We start from the raw sequence: 20,159 nt of genomic DNA, 5'->3' as shown, positions 1-20,159 counted from the left end.
ACCATGTCTTCCGTGAGAGCATGGGTGCGAATTTAACCAACCTGAAAACCGTGACAAAAAAATGTGTTGCTGCGCTGTATTCCTCCATAAAAAGATACAAGCCCAAATTCCGTATAGCTTATATCCCTTACAATACACAGAGCGCAAAGAGACGTCCTTCTCTTCCACCGTCGAAAAAATCTATAAAAAAACTTGACCTGAACATTTAAAATATAAAAAAAACTGCTGCGCACTAAACACCACTATTCCAGCAAATGAGAGATACGGTCCAAAAGAAATAATGAGGTTATTTTTATTTAAATGAGTTAACGCGAAATAACCGACAATACCACTTAACGCGGCGATTAATTCCAGCGAGGGCAATGCCTGCCAGCCGCACCATGCGCCTAAAGCCGCCAGCAGCTTAAAATCGCCATATCCCAGCCCTTCCCGCCCGGTGGTCAGTCGAAACGCCCAGTACAGCAGCCAGAGAGACAGATAGCCCGCCACGGCGCCGAACAGCGCATCACGTAGCGGCAGCGTATGGTCAAACGCATGGAGCAGTAATCCAGCCCACAGCAGGGGCTGGGTCAGGCAGTCCGGCAGCAGCTGTTGCCGCCAGTCGATCATGGCAAGGGGCAATAAAAATACCGCCAGCAGCCACAGGGAGAACAAGGCCTGGACATTCGGCATACACCAGGCAGTGATGCCAAAAAACAGCGCGGAAAAAAGTTCGATTAAAAATATCCGCAATGGAATCGCGGTACCGCAGCGGCTACAGCGTCCGCGTAAAACAAGCCAGCTGACCAGCGGGATATTCTCCCAGGCGGCAAGCGTATGCTGACACGCCGGGCAGTGCGAGGCCGGGAACAGCAAATTGCCGCCACCCTCGTCGTCCATCACCATGCCCGGTACGCGCTCGGCGACGACGCCCAGAAAGCTCCCCACAATGCCGCCCAGGATCGCACTCATCACCGGGAACCCCACCGGATAGACCTCCCGCATTAGCGCGAAGGTATTCATGCGCTTTTGCTCCAGGTAAGCTGTACCTCTGCTTTCACGTCGCTGAGATGATCGACCGGGGTGAGATTCATTTTTTGCAGCCTGACGCCGGAGGTCTGGTTAATTTCCCGCAGCCAGCTCTTTAGTTCATACACGTTTACGCGATTTACGATGAACGATAATGTTTGCCCATCCTGACGCACATCCGTCAGACGCAGATTAATTTCCTGCGCGCTGCTCTCTACCACCGTGCGCGGGTTATCCGTTTTGAGCAGCTGAACCTGGAGATGGTTTTTATCTATTTCACTGCGCATCCAGTTCAGCGTCTCTTTTTGTCTGATCAGCGTGGCTTTACTGTTTTGAATCATATTATCCAGAGGGATCACGCCTGCGTAATAGATGGCCGCCCCCGCCAGGGCCGCGGCACATATTTTAATAATGACTTTTTCCCTGGCGCTGTAATTCTGATAACGAGACTTAAGCTGCGCGATTCGCTCTTTCATTTATATTTCCCTGCGATCATGGCGGTATAAGGTGCAGCGGTGGAAACAGGCTGCAGGGTGAAATCAAAACTCTCACCGGCCTGATTCACAAACGTCTGCAACGCGGTTTGGTTTTGCGAACTGACGCTCAGCGTCAGCGTGTTCTGCTGGGCGTCGTATTCCAGCAGATCGATTTCCATTGCCGGCACGGCCTGTCTGGCTTTCTCCAGCTCTTCAAGCTGCAAAAAGCCCCCTTTGGTCTGCTTCTTCATGTTTTGCCCAAAGTGATATTTGATGTTGGTCTGCTGGCGCATGCTGGGGAAATGGTGCTGATAAACCTGAAGGATCTCCTGCTGTACCTGATTTTCCTGCTGCACGAGCATCCAGGCCATGGCGATACGCGGCCCCAGCAACAGACCGAGAGACAGCAGCCCCGCGGTGGCCATCGCCACTTTCATACCCTTCGCTGCACGGCCATTCCCCGCTTTGGGGCTAAACTCACCGTGCAGGAGCGTGACGCGGCAGGCGTGCCACTGCGGCTGGATCAGGACCAGCGGATGCTGCCAGGGGTGCCCGACGTCAACGTCGACGCCAGCAGGCGCGTCGCCGTAGCAGCACACGTCCCCCTCTCCGGCTTTCTGCATCAGCAGCGGCAGCAGGCTCGCCTCCATTTCGCTGGCGACATGCGGCGATAAACGCAGCCAGTAGCCGTCGTCCAGAGCGACAAGCGTGCTTCCGCCCGCCGTCACGGGCAGCAGCCAGGCATCCGGCAGCGCCTGAATCACCTTCAAACCGGCCTCCTGACAGTAGCTTAACCACCCGCGCAGGCAATCGGCGTCGATGGCCACCGCGTCAACCTCGGCGCCCTTTTTGTTGAGCACCGTCCAGTGAAGGTTATCCACGTCACCAATCAGCGTCTCTTCCGCCATCCACGAGAATGCCGTCGCCTGCGAGGCAATTTTCTTCGGCAGCGTAAAGTGGCGGAAGATCATGCTGCTGGCGGGCAGCAGCAGACAAACACGGGCGGCCAGAGGATGGTCCGCCAGCGCGTCCAGGCTCTCCAGCACCTCAACCTGCTCGCTGCCGGAGACACACCACATTATTTTCCCGCTCTCGCGGCTGTCGGGACGAACAAAAAGGACCTGTTTCATAGCGTTCTACTTTTCTTATTCAATCATTCGGTAACGACGTTGCCACGTCACGATCTCACCGGCTTCGTTATTCACCTGAAGCTGACTCACCACGCGAAGCGTTAATTCATCGGTATTGCCGGTATAGTTCACGCGGAAATACCGGCTATTAATGGAGAGATAGTCGGCCACCTGCGGGAGGTCGTCTTTTAACTGCGGGAAGGCCTGCTCCAGCGCTTTGCTGAAGGTTTCCATATTTTCCCAGCCGGTTTCAGGACGCGATTCAATCAGGCGAACGGCATCATCTTCATTGAGTTTTCCGGGGAACAGGGCGGCCAGTAAGGCGGCCTGCTCTGGTTTCAGGGTGTTCACATCCACCTTACTGGCGGAGTCCGGCAGCGCGCACAGCAGCTTGCTCACCTTCGGATAAGCGGCAGCCGGGAACGCAGGCAGCAGCGTGATCTCGGCAATGGTGCGCATCATCTGGTTCGCCGGCGGGCGGGCGGGTACCACGCCTGCCCAGGCATCGGTCTCGGCGCCCTCTTTGGCCGTCGTCGTGTCGCCATCGAGATAGTCCACCAGTTGCAGATACACCTCTTCCGCGTTGGTCTGGCTCAGGCCGCTCTCCGTCAGAAGCCGTTCAACAATCTGCTCTCTGTGCGGCTTTTCCGGCACCGTCGGAGCGCTTTGCCCCTGGGCCATTTTTTCGACCGCCAGCAGGTTGTTGACGTTAAAGCAGTCCTGCGCGTCCTCCACCTGGCTGACCACCGTGTAGTCTTCGCCCCGGGTTTCCAGCGGCTGATGCCAGTCGCCGTCGAGGGTGAGCGCTTTGCTTTCCCCGCTGGCGTCGGCCTGCAGCCGGTCTTTCACCACCTTTTCCTGGGCCTGCATCGCCCAGCGCAGCTGCTGCTGGCTTACCTGGTAATGCGTTTTTTGCAGGTTGCGGCAGAACTGCTGGCTGATTTTGGCGGCCAGCGCCGACATCATCACCAGCAGGATCAGCACCACCAGCAGGGCAACGCCTTTCTGTTTCTGTAATCGGCTCATGGCTTCACTTCCGGTGCAGGCTGCGGCGCAGGCGCTGGCGCTGGCGCAGCGGCCTCAGGCAGATCGCCCGGGGTCGTAAACACCCAGCGCCAGGTATCACCGTTTTCCATGGTCAGCGTCAGCTCTACGCCGTCCGGCAGGTGCGCCGGGTCGCTCCAGCTTTTCTGCCAGCCCTGACGGTAAAAACGCCACTGGAGTGATTTTACCTCGCTGACAATCGGCACCTCGTCGGGTTTGGCGTCCGCCGGGCCGTCAATCACCGGCCAGACGTCGCGATACAATCGCCCCGCGTCCAGCCGCCAGCGCACGCGCTCCAGCTGGACCGTTCCGCTCACGCCGTTCAGCGTAGTCAGCTCAAGCGCATCGCCCACCTGGCGGAACAGATCCGGCTCGTTGCGCGGCGCGCGCGCCTGCAGCTGGTAGAAATCGCGCTCCATCAGGTTCCAGGCCCGCTGGAGCTGATTGAGCTTCGCCGCGCTGGCATCGGTGGCCGAACTGGTGCGCATCGCGCCGTCCAGAATTTGCCAGGCCAGGGTGCTGATCACCGCAAAGATGGTCAGCGCAATCATGATCTCCAGCAGGGTAAAACCGCGCTGGCGTCGGGTGTTCTTCACTTGCTCTCTCCCGGCGGAGCGATCTGCAGCGCGATGACCGGCTGGCTGTCATCGCCTTCCGCATACACGCGGATGGCGTTAGCCCAGCCGCTGTCGGCAGTTTTGACCCGCTGCTTGCGCCAGTTCCAGCTGCGTCCGCCCATAATTTCCGTTCCCTGCTGCTCAGCATCCGGGAAGTCGGTTTTCGCGAGCTGCGCTTCTGCCAGCTGATTTTCCGCCACCCAGCTCGCCTGCAGCGTGTCGGCCAGTCCGTGGGTGAAACGCACGTTCAGGGAGACGGAGTTCATCAGCGCCAGCGCGGCGGTGGAGAAGATCGCCAGCGCGACCATCACCTCCAGCAGGGTCATCCCCGTTTGCTTTTTCTTGCCGTTAGCCATCGTTTTCTACCGATACCGGGGCCGCGCCTTGCGACACCACGCGGAAATGGTGCTGTTTGTCGTAGCTTTGCAGCGCCAGCGTGAAGCGGCTGATTTCGCCGTCAGGCAAAAAGAGCACCTGCGGGTCGGACGTTACCGTGGCGGCCAGACGCTGCGGTGAGAGCGAAATGTGCATCTCCTCAGGGAAATCGCCTTTGGTGGTAATACGCCCCGCGGATAACGGCACCCAGCGGCGCTCGCCGTTTTTATCTTCAAGCGTCACCAGCTGATAGTTATCCGTGGTCAGCACCAGCCCCACAATATTTCCGTCCATCACCGCGCGGTCAGAACCATAATCAACGAGGGCTTTTAATTGCTGGCCAAATATATCCGCACCGCTGCGCGAGGGTATTGTTGACACCACCATCATGGCGCAGCTGGCAAATATCACCAGCGCCAGAATAATTTCCAGCAACGTAAAGCCGCGTTGATTTTTCATTATTTCTCTTTCTTATCCAGAGACCAGTTCGTAATATCGTCAGCGGTATTGGCTTCACCGTCCGGACCGGCAGAGAAGACGTCAACCGCACCGTGTTCGCCCGGGCTCACCAGGATATAATCCCCGCCCCACGGATCCTGCGGCAGGCGGCGAATATAGCCGTCGGCGCGGTAACCGTTCGGGATGGGCGCGATTTCAGGCTTGGTCACCAGCGCCTGCATGCCTTGTTCGGTGGTTGGGTAACGGTGGTTATCCAGCTTGTACATATCCAGCGACCCTTCGAGCGCGACAATATCGCTGGTCGCTTTTTGCATATCCGCTTTTTCTTTATTACCCATTAAGTTTGGCACCACCATACTCGCTAAAACGCCGAGAATAACGATCACCACCATTAATTCGAGCAACGTGAAGCCCGCCTGGCGAGCCAGGTGTTTTCTTTTTATAGCCATGATTTAACCTACCATATTATTAAGTTGCAGAAGCGGCTGTAATATTGACAGCACGATGAATAAAACAATCGTCGCCATGGATACCACCAGCGCCGGTTCAAATACCGACAGCGTTAACGTAATGCGATGTTGTAATGCCGATTCCTGGTTTTCCGCCGCGCGGTCCATTAAATTACCCAATTCCCCGCTCTCTTCGCCGGAGGCAATCATGTACAGCATGGTCGGCGGGAATAGCTTCGCCTGCTCCAGCGCCGCGTAAAGCGATGCCCCCTGGCGCACGGTATCCGCGGCCTGCTCCAGCACCTGCCGGGCGTAGAGGTTTTCGATACCGTCCATGGCGATATACATCCCCTCCAGCAGCGGCACGCTGCTGGCCTGCAGAATGCTCAGGGTGCGGATATAGCGGGCGCTGTTGATGGCGCACACCAGCTTTTTAATCGGCGCGCCGTTCACCAGCCAGCGGTTCCAGCGAAAACGGTTTTTGGCATTTCTGAGCCAGGTTTTAAAACCGACAACCCCACCGCCCAGAAGCCCGACAATATAGATGCCGTACGCCTGCAGGAAATCGCTCACCGCAATCAGCGTGCGGGTAGTGAGCGGCAACTGTTGCTTCATGTGGGTGAACTGCTCGATCACCTGCGGCACCACCGCCACCAGCAGAATGCTGATCACCGCGATGGCCACCACCGTCAGGGTAATCGGGTAGACCATCGCCTGCGTCAGCTTGCTTTTCATCTTCTGGCGCTGCTCGTTGTACTCCGCCAGCTTCTCCAGCACGTCGCCCAGGTGGCCAGTCTTTTCACCGGCCATCACCAGCGTGCAGTAGAGCTTGTCGAAGGTCCGCGGGAACTGGCTAAAGGCGTCGAAGAGCGTATGCCCTTCCACCACCTTTTCACGAATTTCCACCACCATTGTCGCCAGCTTTTTGTCTTCCGTCTGCTTCGAGATCGCCTTCAGCGCGCTCTCCAGCGGCAGCGCGGCGTTGACCAGCGTGGAGAGCTGACGGGTAAACATCGACAGCACCGGCGTGGAGAGCTTTGCCCCGGTTTTTGCTTTACCGGACGCCGCCGCCTCGCAGGTTTCGGTGATGCTGACGGGCATCAGCTTTTGCTCGCGAAGCATCTGGCGAACCTGCTTTTGCCCCTCGGCCTGCAGGGTGCCGCGCTGGGTTTTGCCCGCCGCATCCGTCGCCGTCCAGACGTAGAAGGCCATTACGCATCCCCCCCGCGCTCGGCGGTGACGCGCATCACCTCTTCCAGAGAGGTTACGCCGCTAATCACCTTCAGCAGCCCGTTTTCGCGCAGGCTGTAGGCCTGCTTAAAGAGCTGCGTTTCGATGAACATTTCGTCCTTATCTTCATGAATGGCGCGGCGCATGGTGCTGTCCACGACGAGGAACTCATGAATACCTGCACGACCCTGATAGCCGCTCTGGCGGCAGTGCTCGCCGCCCACCGCGCGGTAAATCGCTTTGGGCGGCGCGTCCATAAAGCTGAACAGCGCTTTTTCATTGGCGTCCAGCGGACTGGTGGTCCGGCAGTGGGTACACAGCCGCCGCACCAGACGCTGGGCAATGACACCGAGCAACGATGAACCGATTAAAAAGGACTCCAGCCCCATATCGCGCAGACGGGTAATCGCCCCTGCGGCGCTGTTGGTGTGCAGCGTAGACATGACCAGGTGACCGGTGAGCGACGCCTGCACCGCGATTTGCGCGGTTTCGCCGTCGCGAATTTCCCCGATCATCACCACGTCCGGATCCTGACGCAGAATGGCGCGCAGCCCGCGGGCAAAGGTCATGTCCACGCGCGGGTTAACCTGCGTCTGCCCCACCCCTTCCAGCTCGTATTCAATCGGGTCTTCAACGGTCAGGATGTTGCGCTCGTGGCCGTTCAGCGCCGAAAGAATGGCGTACAGGGTGGTACTTTTACCGGAGCCCGTGGGCCCGGTGACCAGGATAATGCCGTGCGGGTGGTCAATCAGCCCTTTCAGCTTCTCCAGCTCTTCATCAATCAGGCCCAGCTTGTTGATGTCGGGCTTCAGGTTGCTTTTGTCGAGCAGGCGCATGACTACGCGCTCGCCGTACTGGGATGGAATGGTCGACACGCGCACGTCGATCGCCTTGCGGCCAATGCGCAGAGAGATACGACCATCCTGCGGCAGGCGCTTCTCGGCGATGTCGAGTTTTGACATGACCTTGATGCGCGACACCAGCAGCGGCGCGAGCTTACGCGCCGGCTGCAGCACCGGGCGCAGCACGCCGTCAACGCGAAAGCGGATGCTCAGCGTGCGCTCGAAGGTTTCGATATGAATATCCGACGCGCCGTCTTTTACCGCCTCGCCGAGAATGGCGTTGATCAGGCGGATAACCGGGGAGTTTTCGTCGTTATCGAGCAGATCCTCGTTGTCCGGGATCTCCTCGGTTAACGCCATCAGGTCGATATCGGCGTCCATATCGTCCACCAGCTGCTGCGATACGCCGCTGCTCTGCTGCCAGATTTTGGCCAGCAGCTCGTCAAAGGCTTCAGGCGTAAGGGTGACCGGGACGAATGCGCGTCCCAGCACCCGGCGCACCTCCAGCAGTGCAAACGCCGGGGTGTCTTCACGGATATAGACGTCGTTGTTGTAAAACAGAACGCCGTTATCTTTTGCGTAGCTGCTGCTACACAGGGTTTTAGTCAGTTCGTCCACGGTGCCCTCTCCGCCTTAGTGTTTAAACGGATTGCGCGGTGCGCTGGCGCTGGTTTTTACCGGCGCGGCGCTGGCGTCAACGGGAAACGCGGGCAGTACCGCGTTATCCGCTGGCTCAATAATCCCGAGCTTTTTCTCCTCCACGCGCTGCTGCTGGCGGGCGCGGATCTGGTCATATTTCTCTTTCGACGCCGCGCTGTAGTTGTCGTCGTCGCGCAGGACGGTAGTATGGATAAACACCATCAGGTTGCGTTTCGACGTATCCTGCGAGGTGTAGCGGAACAGCTGACCAACCAGCGGGATATCGCCCAGCAGCGGCACTTTGGAGACCGACTGCTTGGTAACGTTTTCCATCAGGCCGCCGAGCACCACCGTCTGCCCGCTGTGCACCATCACTTCGTTGTTGATGGTGCGCGTGTTAAAGGTTGGGCCGAGGCTGGCGTCTTCCGTCGCGCTGTTGTCGACGCTGGAGACTTCCTGCTCAATCTTCAGGTGGATCATGTCGCCGTCGTTGATTTGCGGCACAATTTTCAGCTTGGTACCAACCGTCTTACGCTCAACGGAGTTGAAGACGTTGTCGCCGCTGGTGGTCTGGGAGCCGGAGAGCACCGGCACGTCCTGACCCACTTTGAACGATGCCTCTTTGTTATCCAGCGTGACTACGCTTGGCGTGGAGAGAATGTCGTTTTTGCCGTCGGTCGAGAGCGCGGTCATCAGGGCACCGAAATCGCCGTTAAAGAAGCCGGTCGCCAGGCCAGTGAAGCTCGCCCCCTTCATGGTGCCGTTCTTAATCTGGCTGATTGGCAGGCCGGTAGAGCCGAACTGCACACCACCGTGCTTGCTGGTCCACTGCACGCCGAGATCCAGGCCGTTACCGTCCTGCACTTCAGCAATGATCGCTTCCACCAGCACCTGCGGACGGCGGATGTCGAGCTTGTCGATCACCTTCTCCAGAGAGTTCATCACGTTAGGCTGGGCGGTGATCACCAGCGAGTTGGTTGACTCGTCGGCGCTGATGTTCAGATCGCTGGACGCAGTGGCGGTTTTCGCCTTCGGCGTGCCGGCTTTGTCTTTCAGCTGTTCGCCGATCCCGGTGAGAACCGGCACCACCTTCGTGGCGCTGGCATATTTGAGGTAGAAGACGCGGGTATTCCCCTCGTTGTTCTGCTCGCGATCCAGCTGATGGATCAGGGAGCGGGTACGCATGCGCGCATCTTCCGAGCCGCTGATCACCAGGCTGTTGGTTTCGTCATCCGCCACCACTTTGGTCGCCAGCTGCGGCGCGTTCTGCCCCTTCTGCTCTTCGTTGTTGAGGTTGTTCAACATGTCCGAGAGCTCTTTAGCAGAGGCAAAGCGCAGCGGCACAATCTCGCGGCGCTGAGTACCGTCTTTATCGACGCGCTGCACCAGATCCACCAGGCGGTTCACCACCGAGGCTTTACCGGTCAACAGCAGCACGTTGGAGGGCTCGAAGTGCACCACATTGCCGATGCCGGTGGCATCGTTGAGCTGACGCAGCAGCGGAGCGAGTTCGCGTACCGGCACATTTTCCATGCGCACCACGCGGGTGATGATCTCATCACCTTTGCCCGGGTTTTTGCTGTCTGCCAGCGGCGCGCCGGCAGTGCGGGCGACGCTGGAGCGCACCACTTTCACCATGCCGTTATCCATCGGGATCACCGACAGACCGTACAGGTCCAGCACGCTCAGGAAGAACTGGTAATACTCATCTTCCGTCAGCACGTTGTAAGTTCGCACCGACACCGAGCCCTGAACGGACGGGTCGACGAGAATGGTTTTATTCAGATTGCGGCCTACCGTATCGATAAACTCGCGGATATCGGTATTTTTAAAGCTCGCGCTAAAGTTGGCTGCAAGCAGCGAACTTGAATATAACGACAATGCGGTCAGCGCCACGCACGCCCAGGGAAATTTCTTCATGTCTGTACACTTGTTAATTGTTTAGAACATTAATCCGAATATTTTCAAGGTGAGCGTGACGTCTGACGACGACCTCCGCTTCTTTCATTTTCGACCAGTTGGCAATAATATTTTTTGCCTTTGCTTCGTCGGTCATATCGACAGAGTTGACTTCTACTGCCACGTCACCCTTTTTCAGCCCTGAATGGCTGTAGAAGGAGGAGGCATTCCTTGGATTAATGTTGTAGCCTTCCAGCTGGCCCTTTTCGATTAACGGCTTTAACACCAGATAATCATTCAGATGCACGCTTTCCGCGCCTGCATCTTTCATCGATTTGGTCACCGGACCGCTGTCAACGCCGCCCTTAAAATAATCAGGTTTATTTAACGCCAGTACCTGCGTAGCACCTTCGTAATTAACCACCACATTGCCTTTGTTTATTTCCTGAATAATGGCATCGTTGAAACCGGTTAGCGACTCGCCCTCACGGTAGCTCTTCTGACCACCCGGCGTTTTGATAACGGCGAAGGAAAGCCAGGCCTCATCGCTGCGCACGATACCTTCGATCTCCGCTGCCAGCGGGGCGTTTACCGCCGTTGCCGTGTTGTCCTGACGTACCGCCGCCGTGAAAAGGGTGAATATCTTTTCGTCACGACGATTTTTCAGCGGCTGCGCATCAGAATTAGCCAACTTATTCGTAACTTTTTTATAATCTTTAAACGTCAGATATCCTTGCTGGCCGCAAAAAATTAACAGCGCAAACATAATGCAAGGTGTTATCCACCGTGACAGAAATGAGAACCTCATTTTTCATCTGGCCTTTAACAAAGCGAAAATAAGCAGCATCGTGCTGCGCCAATATGTGAGCAAAGAGTAATTTCCCGCTGTAAAAACGACCACTGACTTTGCCGCTAACTTTCATACCGAAAAATATTGACCGTATAAAATCCAGATGTTAGGCCTCCCCGGCAGGATATTTTTACCCTGTGCGCAAATTGACCACCCTATAGCGTTGCTTTACTTTCTCGTCCTGTTGCTATTCCTAATCAGAGACGGTAAGTCGTTATGTATCAGAGCCACTTTAATTTTAAAAATCCGCCCTTTCGGAAAATAACCCGTGTATCCGGGGATTTTCTGGTGCCTTATCATCAGGACGTGTTCAACCTGCTGAAAGAGAAAACCCAACGGGCGGGGATTACTGGGCTCTTTGCTGACGATGCCCCGCTGCTGGGCCAGTTCAGCGATGCCCTGAAGTCCGCGAGTCCTGGCGCGCTTGCCATCAACGCGTTTCCAAAACTGAGTGCCAGTAGCCTGCTGTACAAACTCAACCCGGGAACGAAAGAGAGCAAGAACCGGCTTCAGGCGGTGGATGCCGTGTTGCGTCAGTGGCAGGAAGGGAAAGCCAAAGTGCTGGCGATCACCCATACCGAAGCGATGAAAGACAACTGCCGGGAAGTGCTGGCGATGCTGCTCACCCGCGCTCACGAGCTGGATTTCCGGTTATCCGTGGTGTTGATGGGCACGGCAGATCAGGAAGCCGTCCTGATGCAGCAGCCTGAGCTGCGCGAATACACGCACACACATCATGTCTTGCGTCCCCTGACCTGCCGCGAATTCCTGAGCTATGTTCAGGCGCAGTGTGAAGAGCACGGGTGCGAGACTTCGCCGTTAACGCCGGCGCGCGTGCGCAAGATGCATGCCCTGACCAAAGGGAATATCAGCAAGCTGAACGAGCTGGCGCACCTGTCGTTGCTGGCGGCCTGGACCGAACGTGCAAGACAGGTCAGCCCGCGTCATTTACGCCTGGCGGCGGGCGAGACGCTGCCCGAGAAAAAACACGGCAAGCGCCTGACTACCGTCGGTTTATTCGCGTCCGTGCTGTTTGCCGCCTGCGGCTGGTATTTCACCTCTTCGATAGGTGCAAAACTTCCGGTTCCGCTCCCGGTACCTGTGAGCTGGAAACAGCAGACGCCACACGTTCAGGCGCCGGTGGTGCCTGTTATCGACAACGAGGTGGTGAATCAGCCGGATGCGATGCATCAGCTCTATCTGATGTGGGGGTATGACGCCTCAGCGGACGATGCCCTGTGTCAAAACGCCGCGAAGGTGAGCCTGATGTGTAAGCAGGGGAACGCCTCACCGGACGCGCTGGCGCAGGAAGGCTATCCGTGGGTTAGCGAACTGAAAACCGGTAACCACCTCAACTATGCCGTGGTCGCCCGCATCGGGGATAACTCGCTCGACCTGCTGATGAACAACCGTACCTGGCAGGTAAGCCGCCGCTGGTTTAACCAGCATGCCACCGGGAACTATACCCAGTTGCACCGCCTGACGCCGGAAGGCAAAGACGCCATCAGCGCCGCCAGCGATGCGAAAGACATGGGGTGGCTTGACCAGCAGCTGAGCGTGGCCCTTAACCAGCCGGAAACCCATGCCCGGACCTGGACAACGGAGATGATGAAACGCACCCGTGAGTTCCAGCAACAAATGCATCTGCATGTGGATGGCATTCCAGGGGAAGATACGCTGATGCAGTTAATGCGTGAAACCCATTCCACGCCGAGCGTAGTAATACAGGCCTCGCGTTCCACACCGGACGCTAAAAAGCAGGAGAAGCATTCCTGATGTCTACCATCTGTCTTGCTGCCCAGCGCAGTTACACTACCGGGGAAGCGGTCTGGTTTTCGTACCGCCTCCCCAGCCTGAAAAAAATCTTCGGCAACGCCTTTTTATGGACCTTGGGCCTTTGCGCCATGCTGATGGCGGGCGTGTATGCGCATACTTACTGGAGCCTACGCCATCCTGCGCCGGAACTGGTAAAAAAAGCGAGCGTCGCGAAACCCGAAACGCAGCTTTCCGATATGCATTATGTGTATGTAAGCAAGCCGTTCCCGCATCCGCATCCAAAACCGGCACTGGTGCAGGCCGACGTCCCTGCCATGCAGGATCTGCCGATTAACAGCGACGATGCCGACTGGCAGCAGGCTCCCGACGGCGCCGAATCGCACGATACGTCGCGGGATACGTTACCCGGCACCGAAGCGCATGATGTCGCTCCCGCCAGCGCAGGCAGTGAGGATACCTCGTTAACCGAGTTGTTTAAGCAGGCGTTAAAAGAACAGGAGCAAGATTATTCGCAAGGCAAAATTCCCGCACCGCCGGTGGACGAAACGCAGGATAATTCACAGTCGAGGGTGCTACATAAGGCGGATAACCGATCGCCTTTGAGTCAGAAAGGCGACCAGCTGGAGTAATTAATATTTTTCAGGCAACGTTGTCAGGTTAAGGAGTCGTCCTTTTTCCACAACAATATATTGACCTTTTTTCAGATCGGAGAGGATTTTAATAATGGTACTGCGCGCCAGGTTGGTGTATTCCTGAATATAATCGTAAATATTAATATCACGCTGATGATGAACAATCAGTTCATTAATCTCGTACAAGAATTCACGCACAACGGCGTAAGCGCTACGGGCAACCAGTACATCGTCACGTTTGCTCAGCATGCAGATGTACCAGGAGAGCACTTTGGTCAGTTCAGGCCATAAATTGTTGTCCGTCATCAGCTGCGCGAAGACCTCTTTCTTGATCGAGCGTACCACGGTGGTGGCGCGAACGAGGCCGTACATATGAGTTGCGTTATAGTACATAGACGAGAGACCAAAAATGCACTGGCCCGTCACCGTGAACATACATAGTTCGTCGGATTCGCGTCGGAATTCAACTTCACCGCTGACGATAATATGAATATATTTTGAATCAGAGGTGGATATTTTCTGCCATTTCTTTAAGGTTTTCTCTTCAAACCCTGACGTTGCAGAAATAATGGCTTCCATTTCATGTTGTGGACGTAATTTTTTTGCATAGATGCTTAACATTGTTATACCCGATTTAAGATGTGAAATTTAAAAATGCAGGCGCAAGGCAAAATAAAACCTTAAACCTGGAATATTTTCCTGATGAAGTTCTCAAGGAGAAAATAAAGAATCAGTGCGATATATTTATTTGCCGCATTACTTAGCAAGCTATGTGTCTATCTTAAATCCGGATAATTTTAAGTCAATTAACTAAAAATGAATTGAGTTTGTACTTGAGATTAATCTGAAGAGAGTCAGGATGAGCTAAGGCATTCGGGGGCGTCCGAAGGATCACCCCTGCCCGTATTTCTCCAGAAGGGCTTCGGCAATGGCCATCGTTTCGACGTCGGCGACGCCGTTCCACAGGTCAGGCCGGAAATGCATCTGGAACGCCGTGATGATGCGCTTTTGCTGCGCCGGCGTGCTGTCAACCGGCACCTCATAGCCATACCGCGCGAGGAGATCGAGTAATGCTCCGATATCCACCTGCTGATAGCGCGGACGACCGTTTATATAGAACGCGACGCGCGCCGGATCGGGCCACGCGCCAATGCCCTGCAGAGCAAGCTGGTGCCACGGGAACAGCGGACCAGGGTCGTCTTTGCGCTGCGGGGCGATGTCCGAATGGGCCACCACGTTTTCAGGTTTGATGTTGTAGCGGGTAATAATGTCTTTGGCGAGCGGCACCAGCGCCGCAATTTGCGCAGGCTCAAACGGGGTAAAGCGCTTTACGCCCGACGTTTTTTGCCAGCCGCGGTTCTCCAGCTCAATGCCGACAGACGTATCGTTGATGCGGTTGGTACCGCGCCAGAAGCTGATGCCCGCATGCCAGGCCAGCTCGCTTTCGGGTACCAGCTGCCAGATGCGCGGTTTACCGTCCGGTGCCGGGGGTTTAGCCGGAATCAAATAGTGAGAGCTGACGTTCTTATCCGTCAGCGTGGCCAGCGAGCTGTCAAAATCATCCGCGGTGTAGTGGATAACCAGCACCTTGATGCGCGGGTAAGCCGCCTGCGCCTGATGACGCGTGTCCAGTTCGTAGGCACCTTTGTCGATGATCCCTTTTTCGGTGGCACACCCTGCCAGCAGCAGCGCCAGCAAGATTGTGGCAAACGAACGCGTCATCGGAGGGTTTTCACCGCCGTACCGCTTACGCTCACCATCAGCATGCTGGCATCTTTCCCGACCGTTTCGTAGTCGATATCAATCCCCACAACCGCATCAGCGCCGAGGGCTTCCGCCTGCTCGCCAAGCTCTTTAAAGGCGATTTCGCGCGCTTTCCGCAGCTCTTTTTCGTATGCGCCCGATCGGCCGCCAACGATATCGCGGATACCGGCAAAAAAGTCGCGGAAAATATTGGCGCCGAGAATCGCTTCGCCGGTAACCACACCGCAATACTCGGTTATTGTCTGCCCTTCCAGGGTTGGCGTTGTTGAAAACTGCATGGTTTCTCTCCTTCTTTAGCGTTCAATGCCTTAGGCACGGCATTATCGGTTCGTTACGCTATGATTGAAAGGATAGTTAATAAATAAGGAAATCAACATGCGCTATTCTGCTTTAACACTTTTCGTGCCCTGCGCGCTGGTGCTCAGCGCCTGTACCACCACGGTCACGCCAGCCTTTAAGGATATCGGTACCCGCAGCGGCCCCTGCATCGAGGGCGGCCCGGACACCGTGGCGCAGCAGTTCTTTGATTATCGCATTCAGCACCGCAGCAACGATCTCACCGGCCTGCGCCCGTATCTTAGCGACGGTCTGGCAAAACTGCTTAACGACGCCACCCGCGATCCGCAGCATAACGCGCTGCTGAAATCCGACCCGTTCTCCAGCCGCGCCACGCTGCCAGACAGTGCCGAAGTGGCCAGCGCGTCAACCATCCCGAATACCGATGCCCGTAATATTCCGCTGCGCGTGAAGCTGACGCAGGGAACCCAAACCTGGCAGGATGAAGTGCTGATGATCCGTGAAGGTCAGTGCTGGGCGGTAGACGACGTGCGCTACGTTGGCGGCAGCGTTCATGCCCCGGCAGGCACGCTTCGCCAGTCGATTGAGAATCGCTAAACCCGCCGATACAACCTGGTAACCCCCGTAAAATGTGCGGCATTTCATGCGGAATGCCGACATTTATACTCGCCGACCTTACCGTTCGCTATTTTGTGCTATGTTTAAGAGGAAATACGGGTTATATTTAACTTTTAACGCATAAATATTGCATAACTATTCTGTCAACGGTACTATCTGCGGCCTCAATTGCTATAGATTGCCTGGATGAGTAAAGACTGCCCCGATGAGTATTAAACTAAACGGCATTAACTGCTTCTACGGCGCACACCAGGCGCTGTTTGACATCACGCTGAACTGCCCGGAAGGCGAAACGCTGGTTTTGCTTGGCCCAAGCGGTGCAGGCAAAAGCTCCCTTCTGCGCGTCCTTAATCTGCTTGAAATGCCCCGTTCAGGTACGCTGGCGATTGCCGGTAACCATTTTGATTTCGCGAAAACGCCGTCCGATAAAGCGATTCGCGAACTGCGTCAAAACGTCGGTATGGTCTTCCAGCAATACAATCTCTGGCCGCATCTGACCGTCCTGCAAAACCTGATTGAAGCGCCGTGCCGCGTGCTGGGGTTAAGCAAAGATCAGGCGATCGCCCGTGCCGAAAAGCTGCTGGATCGTCTGCGTCTTAAGCCTTACAGCGACCGCTATCCGCTGCACCTTTCCGGTGGTCAGCAGCAGCGCGTGGCCATTGCCCGCGCGCTGATGATGGAGCCCGCAGTACTGCTGTTTGATGAACCCACCGCGGCGCTGGACCCGGAAATCACTGCCCAGATCGTCAGTATTATTCGCGAGCTGGCGGAAACCAATATTACGCAGGTTATCGTCACCCACGAAGTGGAAGTGGCGCGTAAAACCGCCAGCCGTGTGGTCTACATGGAAAACGGTTATATCGTTGAGCAAGGTGATGCGAGCTGCTTCGCGAACCCGCAAACCGATGCCTTCAAAAACTATTTATCTCATTGATTGTGTCAGGGGAAATATAATGAAAAAAGTATTACTTGCCGTGCTGCTTGCTGGCGTTACCCTTTCCGCTACCGCAGCCCAGACCATTCGTTTCGCCACGGAAGCCTCTTACCCTCCGTTTGAGTCCATTGATGCGAACAACAAAATTGTTGGCTTCGACGTGGACCTGGCTAACGCCCTGTGTAAAGAGATCGATGCGACCTGTACCTTCAGCAACCAGGCGTTCGACAGCCTGATCCCAAGCCTGAAGTTCCGCCGCATCGACGCCGTGATGGCCGGTATGGATATCACCCCGGAGCGTGAAAAGCAGGTGCTCTTCACCACCCCTTACTACGACAACTCCGCCCTGTTCATTGGTCAGAAAGGTAAATTCACCTCTGTCGATCAGCTGAAAGGCAAAAAAGTTGGCGTGCAGAACGGCACCACGCACCAGAAATTCATCATGGATAAACATCCGGAAATCACCACCGTTCCGTATGACAGCTACCAGAACGCGAAGCTGGATCTGCAAAATGGCCGTATCGACGGCGTATTTGGTGATACCGCGGTCGTGACCGAGTGGCTGAAAGCGAACGACAAGCTGGCGCCAGTGGGCGACAAAGTGACCGATAAGGATTACTTCGGTACCGGTCTGGGGATTGCCGTTCGTCAGGGCAACACTGAGCTGCAGCAGAAATTCAACGCTGCGCTGGAAAAAGTGAAGAAAGACGGCACCTACGAAACCATCTACAAAAAATGGTTCCAGAAGTAATTCCTGATGAATGAAATTTTTCCTTTAGCAAGCGCCGCCGGGATGACCGTCGGCCTTGCCGTTTGCGCACTGATTATCGGCCTCGTGCTGGCGATGTTCTTTGCGGTGTGGGAATCCGCGAAATGGTTCCCCGTCGCCTGGACAGGTTCCGCGCTGGTCACCGTGCTGCGTGGGCTACCGGAAATTCTGGTGGTCCTGTTTATCTATTTCGGCTCTTCGCAGCTGCTGCTCACGCTGTCAGACGGCTTCACCCTCAATCTTGGTTTTGCGCAGATCCCGGTGCAGATGCAGATTGAAAACTTCGACGTCAGTCCGTTCCTGTGTGGCGTGATTGCCCTCTCCCTGCTCTACTCCGCGTACGCGTCGCAAACCCTGCGCGGTGCGCTGAAGGCCGTGCCGCAGGGTCAGTGGGAGTCGGGTCAGGCGTTAGGCCTGTCGAAGTCAGCCATCTTCTTCCGTCTGGTCATGCCGCAGATGTGGCGCCATGCCCTGCCGGGCCTCGGCAACCAGTGGCTGGTGCTGCTGAAAGATACCGCGCTGGTGAGCCTGATCAGCGTTAACGATCTGATGCTGCAAACCAAAAGCATCGCCACCCGTACCCAGGAGCCCTTTACCTGGTACATTGTGGCGGCGGCTATCTACCTGGTGATCACGTTGCTCAGTCAGTACATCCTCAAGCGTATTGACCTGCGTGCGACGCGCTTTGAACGGAGACCAGGCTGATGCTTGAATATTTCCCCGAGTTGATGAAAGGGCTGCACACCAGCCTGACGCTGACCGTGGCGTCCATTATCGTGGCGCTGATCCTGGCCCTTATCTTCACCATCATCCTGACGTTAAAAACGCCGGTGCTGGTGTGGATTGTGCGAGGTTACATCACCCTGTTTACCGGTACGCCGCTGCTGGTGCAGATCTTCCTGATTTACTACGGCCCGGGCCAGTTCCCGTCGCTGCAGGAGTATCCGGTTATCTGGCATCTGCTTTCTGAACCGTGGCTGTGTGCCCTGATTGCCCTTTCGCTCAACAGTGCGGCCTATACCACCCAGCTGTTCTACGGGGCGATCCGCGCCATTCCTGAAGGTCAATGGCAGTCCTGCGGGGCGCTGGGCATGAGCAAGAAAGATACGCTGGCGATCCTGCTGCCGTACGCCTTTAAGCGCGCACTCTCCTCCTACTCTAACGAAGTGGTGCTGGTGTTCAAGAGTACCTCTCTGGCCTACACCATCACCCTGATGGAAGTGATGGGTCACGGACAGCTGCTGTATGGACGCACCTATGACGTGATGGTGTTCGGGGCGGCGGGTGTGGTTTACCTGGTGGTTAACGGTCTGTTGACGCTGATGATGCGCCTGATCGAGCGTAGAGCGTTAGCGTTTGAGCGCAGAAATTAACTACGCGAGTGCATAAAACGGTATTTATGGAGCGGGTAACCTGATGGGTTATCCGCTTTTTTTTTGCCATCAAATAATATTTAATCATTTTTATTGCATATAAATTCATTAAATGGCATTGTACATCCATGCCGCAGACACGGCGCATAAATAAGACAGACGGGAGCATTACAATGAAAAAGTTAGTTCTGGCCGCATTACTCGCCACCTTCGCCGCTGGCGCATCCGCAGCTGATAAAATCAATTTTGGCGTTTCCGCCACCTATCCGCCGTTTGAATCGCTGGATGCCAGCAACCAGATCGTCGGTTTCGATATCGATCTGGCGAAAGCGCTGTGCAAACAAATGCAGGCCGACTGCACCTTTACCAACCATGCCTTCGACAGCCTGATCCCGTCGCTGAAATTTAAAAAATACGATGCGGTGATCTCCGGGATGGACATCACGCCTGAGCGCAGCAAGCAGGTTGCGTTTACCGACCCGTACTACGCCAACTCGGCGGTCGTGATCGCGAAGAAAGGTGCTTATACCTCTTTCGATCAGCTGAAAGGCAAACGCATCGGGATGGAAAACGGCACCACGCACCAGAAGTACCTCCAGGACAAGCATCCTGAAGTGAAAACCGTAGCCTATGACAGCTATCAGAACGCGATTATCGACCTGAAAAATGGCCGCATCGACGGCGTGTTCGGCGATACCGCCGTGGTGAACGAATGGCTGAAAACCAACCCTCAGCTGGGCACCGCAACGGAAAAAGTGACCGATCCACAGTACTTCGGTACGGGCCTCGGCATCGCGGTACGTCCGGATAACAAAGCCCTGCTGGAAAAACTGAACGGCGCGCTGAAGGCGATTAAAGCGGACGGTACGTACCAGAAAATCAGCGAGCAGTGGTTCCCGCAGTAACCCTTTTTGCCGGGTGACCTGGCCTACGGGGGTGGTAGTCTATAGGTCGGGTAAGGCGAAGCCGCCACCCGGC

Annotated in this window: 23 protein-coding genes; 8 read left to right on the top strand and 15 right to left on the bottom strand. The window is 55.9% G+C overall.

The window, feature by feature from the left end; translation table 11 throughout:
* Positions 1-180: 180 nt before the first annotated feature.
* From V1566_RS10200 to gspC, 12 genes are read right to left on the bottom strand one after another with little or no spacing between them, the layout of a single operon-like run.
* Positions 181-1,002, bottom strand: a complete 822-nt coding sequence (locus V1566_RS10200; RefSeq protein WP_395305776.1) for a prepilin peptidase — start codon at positions 1,000-1,002, stop codon at positions 181-183.
* The gene (gspM, locus tag V1566_RS10195) at positions 999-1,484 is read right to left on the bottom strand and encodes a type II secretion system protein GspM (protein WP_395305775.1); all 486 of its coding nucleotides are present in this window, start codon (positions 1,482-1,484) and stop codon (positions 999-1,001) included. Before gspM ends, V1566_RS10200 begins: the two co-directional genes overlap by 4 nt.
* Positions 1,481-2,614 (bottom strand): type II secretion system protein GspL, encoded by a 1,134-nt coding sequence (gspL, locus tag V1566_RS10190; RefSeq protein ID WP_395305774.1) that lies wholly within the window; start codon positions 2,612-2,614, stop codon positions 1,481-1,483. The genes gspM and gspL overlap by 4 nt, the downstream gene beginning before the upstream one ends.
* A 15-nt stretch (positions 2,615-2,629) precedes the next feature.
* Positions 2,630-3,640, bottom strand: a complete 1,011-nt coding sequence (gene gspK / locus V1566_RS10185) for a type II secretion system minor pseudopilin GspK (RefSeq protein ID WP_395305773.1) — start codon at positions 3,638-3,640, stop codon at positions 2,630-2,632.
* A complete protein-coding gene (locus V1566_RS10180; RefSeq protein ID WP_395305772.1) occupies positions 3,637-4,254 on the bottom strand; it encodes a type II secretion system protein GspJ in 618 nt (205 codons plus the stop codon). The genes gspK and V1566_RS10180 overlap by 4 nt, the downstream gene beginning before the upstream one ends.
* A complete protein-coding gene (gspI, locus tag V1566_RS10175) occupies positions 4,251-4,631 on the bottom strand; it encodes a type II secretion system minor pseudopilin GspI (RefSeq protein ID WP_395305771.1) in 381 nt (126 codons plus the stop codon). Before gspI ends, V1566_RS10180 begins: the two co-directional genes overlap by 4 nt.
* Positions 4,624-5,109 (bottom strand): type II secretion system minor pseudopilin GspH, encoded by a 486-nt coding sequence (gspH, locus tag V1566_RS10170; RefSeq protein ID WP_395305770.1) that lies wholly within the window; start codon positions 5,107-5,109, stop codon positions 4,624-4,626. The genes gspI and gspH overlap by 8 nt, the downstream gene beginning before the upstream one ends.
* Positions 5,109-5,558: a type II secretion system major pseudopilin GspG gene (gene gspG / locus V1566_RS10165; RefSeq protein ID WP_395305769.1), complete on the bottom strand. Its 450-nt coding sequence runs from the start codon at positions 5,556-5,558 to the stop codon at positions 5,109-5,111. Before gspG ends, gspH begins: the two co-directional genes overlap by 1 nt.
* 3 nt (positions 5,559-5,561) lie before the next feature.
* On the bottom strand, positions 5,562-6,770 hold the full coding sequence (gspF, locus tag V1566_RS10160) for a type II secretion system inner membrane protein GspF (RefSeq protein WP_395305768.1): 1,209 nt from the start codon (positions 6,768-6,770) through the stop codon (positions 5,562-5,564).
* On the bottom strand, positions 6,770-8,248 hold the full coding sequence (gene gspE, locus V1566_RS10155; RefSeq protein ID WP_395305767.1) for a type II secretion system ATPase GspE: 1,479 nt from the start codon (positions 8,246-8,248) through the stop codon (positions 6,770-6,772). The genes gspF and gspE overlap by 1 nt, the downstream gene beginning before the upstream one ends.
* Positions 8,249-8,263: 15 nt before the next feature.
* Positions 8,264-10,189, bottom strand: a complete 1,926-nt coding sequence (gene gspD, locus V1566_RS10150; protein WP_395305766.1) for a type II secretion system secretin GspD — start codon at positions 10,187-10,189, stop codon at positions 8,264-8,266.
* 13 nt (positions 10,190-10,202) lie between these two features.
* Positions 10,203-10,934, bottom strand: a complete 732-nt coding sequence (gene gspC, locus V1566_RS10145; RefSeq protein WP_395305765.1) for a type II secretion system protein GspC — start codon at positions 10,932-10,934, stop codon at positions 10,203-10,205.
* A gap of 300 nt (positions 10,935-11,234) precedes the next feature.
* On the opposite strand from gspC, the gene V1566_RS10140 reads away from it, so the two are divergent.
* A complete protein-coding gene (locus tag V1566_RS10140; RefSeq protein WP_395305764.1) occupies positions 11,235-12,794 on the top strand; it encodes a peptidoglycan-binding protein in 1,560 nt (519 codons plus the stop codon).
* Positions 12,794-13,423, top strand: coding sequence for a hypothetical protein (locus V1566_RS10135; protein WP_395305763.1), 630 nt, complete (start codon positions 12,794-12,796; stop codon positions 13,421-13,423). Before V1566_RS10140 ends, V1566_RS10135 begins: the two co-directional genes overlap by 1 nt.
* Here the strand turns inward: V1566_RS10135 and V1566_RS10130 are convergent, their stop codons facing one another.
* The 3 genes from V1566_RS10130 to V1566_RS10120 form a co-directional block, all read right to left on the bottom strand.
* Complete coding sequence (locus tag V1566_RS10130) at positions 13,424-14,047, bottom strand: helix-turn-helix domain-containing protein (protein WP_395305762.1); 624 nt, start codon at positions 14,045-14,047, stop codon at positions 13,424-13,426.
* Between the two features lie 270 nt (positions 14,048-14,317).
* A complete protein-coding gene (locus V1566_RS10125) occupies positions 14,318-15,148 on the bottom strand; it encodes an N-acetylmuramoyl-L-alanine amidase (RefSeq protein WP_395305761.1) in 831 nt (276 codons plus the stop codon).
* On the bottom strand, positions 15,145-15,468 hold the full coding sequence (locus V1566_RS10120; RefSeq protein ID WP_023310944.1) for a heavy metal-binding domain-containing protein: 324 nt from the start codon (positions 15,466-15,468) through the stop codon (positions 15,145-15,147). The genes V1566_RS10125 and V1566_RS10120 overlap by 4 nt, the downstream gene beginning before the upstream one ends.
* 97 nt (positions 15,469-15,565) lie before the next feature.
* On the opposite strand from V1566_RS10120, the gene V1566_RS10115 reads away from it, so the two are divergent.
* The 6 genes from V1566_RS10115 (at position 15,566) to artJ (ending at position 20,086) form a co-directional block, all read left to right on the top strand.
* Positions 15,566-16,084 carry a lipoprotein gene (locus V1566_RS10115; RefSeq protein ID WP_395305760.1) on the top strand — a complete coding sequence of 173 codons (519 nt, stop codon included), beginning with the start codon at positions 15,566-15,568 and terminating at the stop codon, positions 16,082-16,084.
* Positions 16,085-16,310: 226 nt separating this feature from the next.
* The gene (gene artP / locus V1566_RS10110; protein WP_023310942.1) at positions 16,311-17,039 is read left to right on the top strand and encodes an arginine ABC transporter ATP-binding protein ArtP; all 729 of its coding nucleotides are present in this window, start codon (positions 16,311-16,313) and stop codon (positions 17,037-17,039) included.
* A 19-nt stretch (positions 17,040-17,058) separates the two neighbouring features.
* A complete protein-coding gene (gene artI / locus V1566_RS10105; RefSeq protein WP_008500032.1) occupies positions 17,059-17,790 on the top strand; it encodes an arginine ABC transporter substrate-binding protein ArtI in 732 nt (243 codons plus the stop codon).
* 6 nt (positions 17,791-17,796) lie between these two features.
* Positions 17,797-18,513, top strand: a complete 717-nt coding sequence (artQ, locus tag V1566_RS10100; protein ID WP_025756069.1) for an arginine ABC transporter permease ArtQ — start codon at positions 17,797-17,799, stop codon at positions 18,511-18,513.
* Positions 18,513-19,181: an arginine ABC transporter permease ArtM gene (artM, locus tag V1566_RS10095; protein ID WP_029739452.1), complete on the top strand. Its 669-nt coding sequence runs from the start codon at positions 18,513-18,515 to the stop codon at positions 19,179-19,181. The genes artQ and artM overlap by 1 nt, the downstream gene beginning before the upstream one ends.
* Before the next feature lie 173 nt (positions 19,182-19,354).
* Positions 19,355-20,086, top strand: coding sequence for an arginine ABC transporter substrate-binding protein ArtJ (gene artJ, locus V1566_RS10090; RefSeq protein ID WP_021240923.1), 732 nt, complete (start codon positions 19,355-19,357; stop codon positions 20,084-20,086).
* Positions 20,087-20,159: the final 73 nt, after the last annotated feature.

It is taken from the genome of Enterobacter sp. ECC-019 (assembly GCF_043974075.1).
Lineage (GTDB): Bacteria > Pseudomonadota > Gammaproteobacteria > Enterobacterales > Enterobacteriaceae > Enterobacter > Enterobacter asburiae_D.
The sequence above is the reverse complement of the archived record's forward strand: the minus strand, read 5'-3'. Positions and strand labels throughout refer to the sequence as shown.

Bases quoted from the DNA above. Each gene is read 5' to 3' on its own strand.
- gspC (WP_395305765.1), bottom strand. From the start codon at position 10,934: ATGTTTGCGCTGTTAATTTTTTGCGGCCAGCAAGGATATCTGACGTTT.
- gspH (WP_395305770.1), bottom strand. From the start codon at position 5,109: ATGAAAAATCAACGCGGCTTTACGTTGCTGGAAATTATTCTGGCGCTG.
- V1566_RS10120 (WP_023310944.1), bottom strand. From the start codon at position 15,468: ATGCAGTTTTCAACAACGCCAACCCTGGAAGGGCAGACAATAACCGAG.
- gspM (WP_395305775.1), bottom strand. From the start codon at position 1,484: ATGAAAGAGCGAATCGCGCAGCTTAAGTCTCGTTATCAGAATTACAGC.
- gspL (WP_395305774.1), bottom strand. From the start codon at position 2,614: ATGAAACAGGTCCTTTTTGTTCGTCCCGACAGCCGCGAGAGCGGGAAA.
- artP (WP_023310942.1), top strand. From the start codon at position 16,311: ATGAGTATTAAACTAAACGGCATTAACTGCTTCTACGGCGCACACCAG.
- artJ (WP_021240923.1), top strand. From the start codon at position 19,355: ATGAAAAAGTTAGTTCTGGCCGCATTACTCGCCACCTTCGCCGCTGGC.
- V1566_RS10115 (WP_395305760.1), top strand. From the start codon at position 15,566: ATGCGCTATTCTGCTTTAACACTTTTCGTGCCCTGCGCGCTGGTGCTC.
- V1566_RS10130 (WP_395305762.1), bottom strand. From the start codon at position 14,047: ATGTTAAGCATCTATGCAAAAAAATTACGTCCACAACATGAAATGGAA.
- gspD (WP_395305766.1), bottom strand. From the start codon at position 10,189: ATGAAGAAATTTCCCTGGGCGTGCGTGGCGCTGACCGCATTGTCGTTA.
- artM (WP_029739452.1), top strand. From the start codon at position 18,513: ATGCTTGAATATTTCCCCGAGTTGATGAAAGGGCTGCACACCAGCCTG.
- V1566_RS10200 (WP_395305776.1), bottom strand. From the start codon at position 1,002: ATGAATACCTTCGCGCTAATGCGGGAGGTCTATCCGGTGGGGTTCCCG.
- artI (WP_008500032.1), top strand. From the start codon at position 17,059: ATGAAAAAAGTATTACTTGCCGTGCTGCTTGCTGGCGTTACCCTTTCC.
- V1566_RS10135 (WP_395305763.1), top strand. From the start codon at position 12,794: ATGTCTACCATCTGTCTTGCTGCCCAGCGCAGTTACACTACCGGGGAA.
- V1566_RS10125 (WP_395305761.1), bottom strand. From the start codon at position 15,148: ATGACGCGTTCGTTTGCCACAATCTTGCTGGCGCTGCTGCTGGCAGGG.
- artQ (WP_025756069.1), top strand. From the start codon at position 17,797: ATGAATGAAATTTTTCCTTTAGCAAGCGCCGCCGGGATGACCGTCGGC.
- gspK (WP_395305773.1), bottom strand. From the start codon at position 3,640: ATGAGCCGATTACAGAAACAGAAAGGCGTTGCCCTGCTGGTGGTGCTG.
- V1566_RS10140 (WP_395305764.1), top strand. From the start codon at position 11,235: ATGTATCAGAGCCACTTTAATTTTAAAAATCCGCCCTTTCGGAAAATA.
- gspF (WP_395305768.1), bottom strand. From the start codon at position 6,770: ATGGCCTTCTACGTCTGGACGGCGACGGATGCGGCGGGCAAAACCCAG.
- gspG (WP_395305769.1), bottom strand. From the start codon at position 5,558: ATGGCTATAAAAAGAAAACACCTGGCTCGCCAGGCGGGCTTCACGTTG.
- gspI (WP_395305771.1), bottom strand. From the start codon at position 4,631: ATGGCTAACGGCAAGAAAAAGCAAACGGGGATGACCCTGCTGGAGGTG.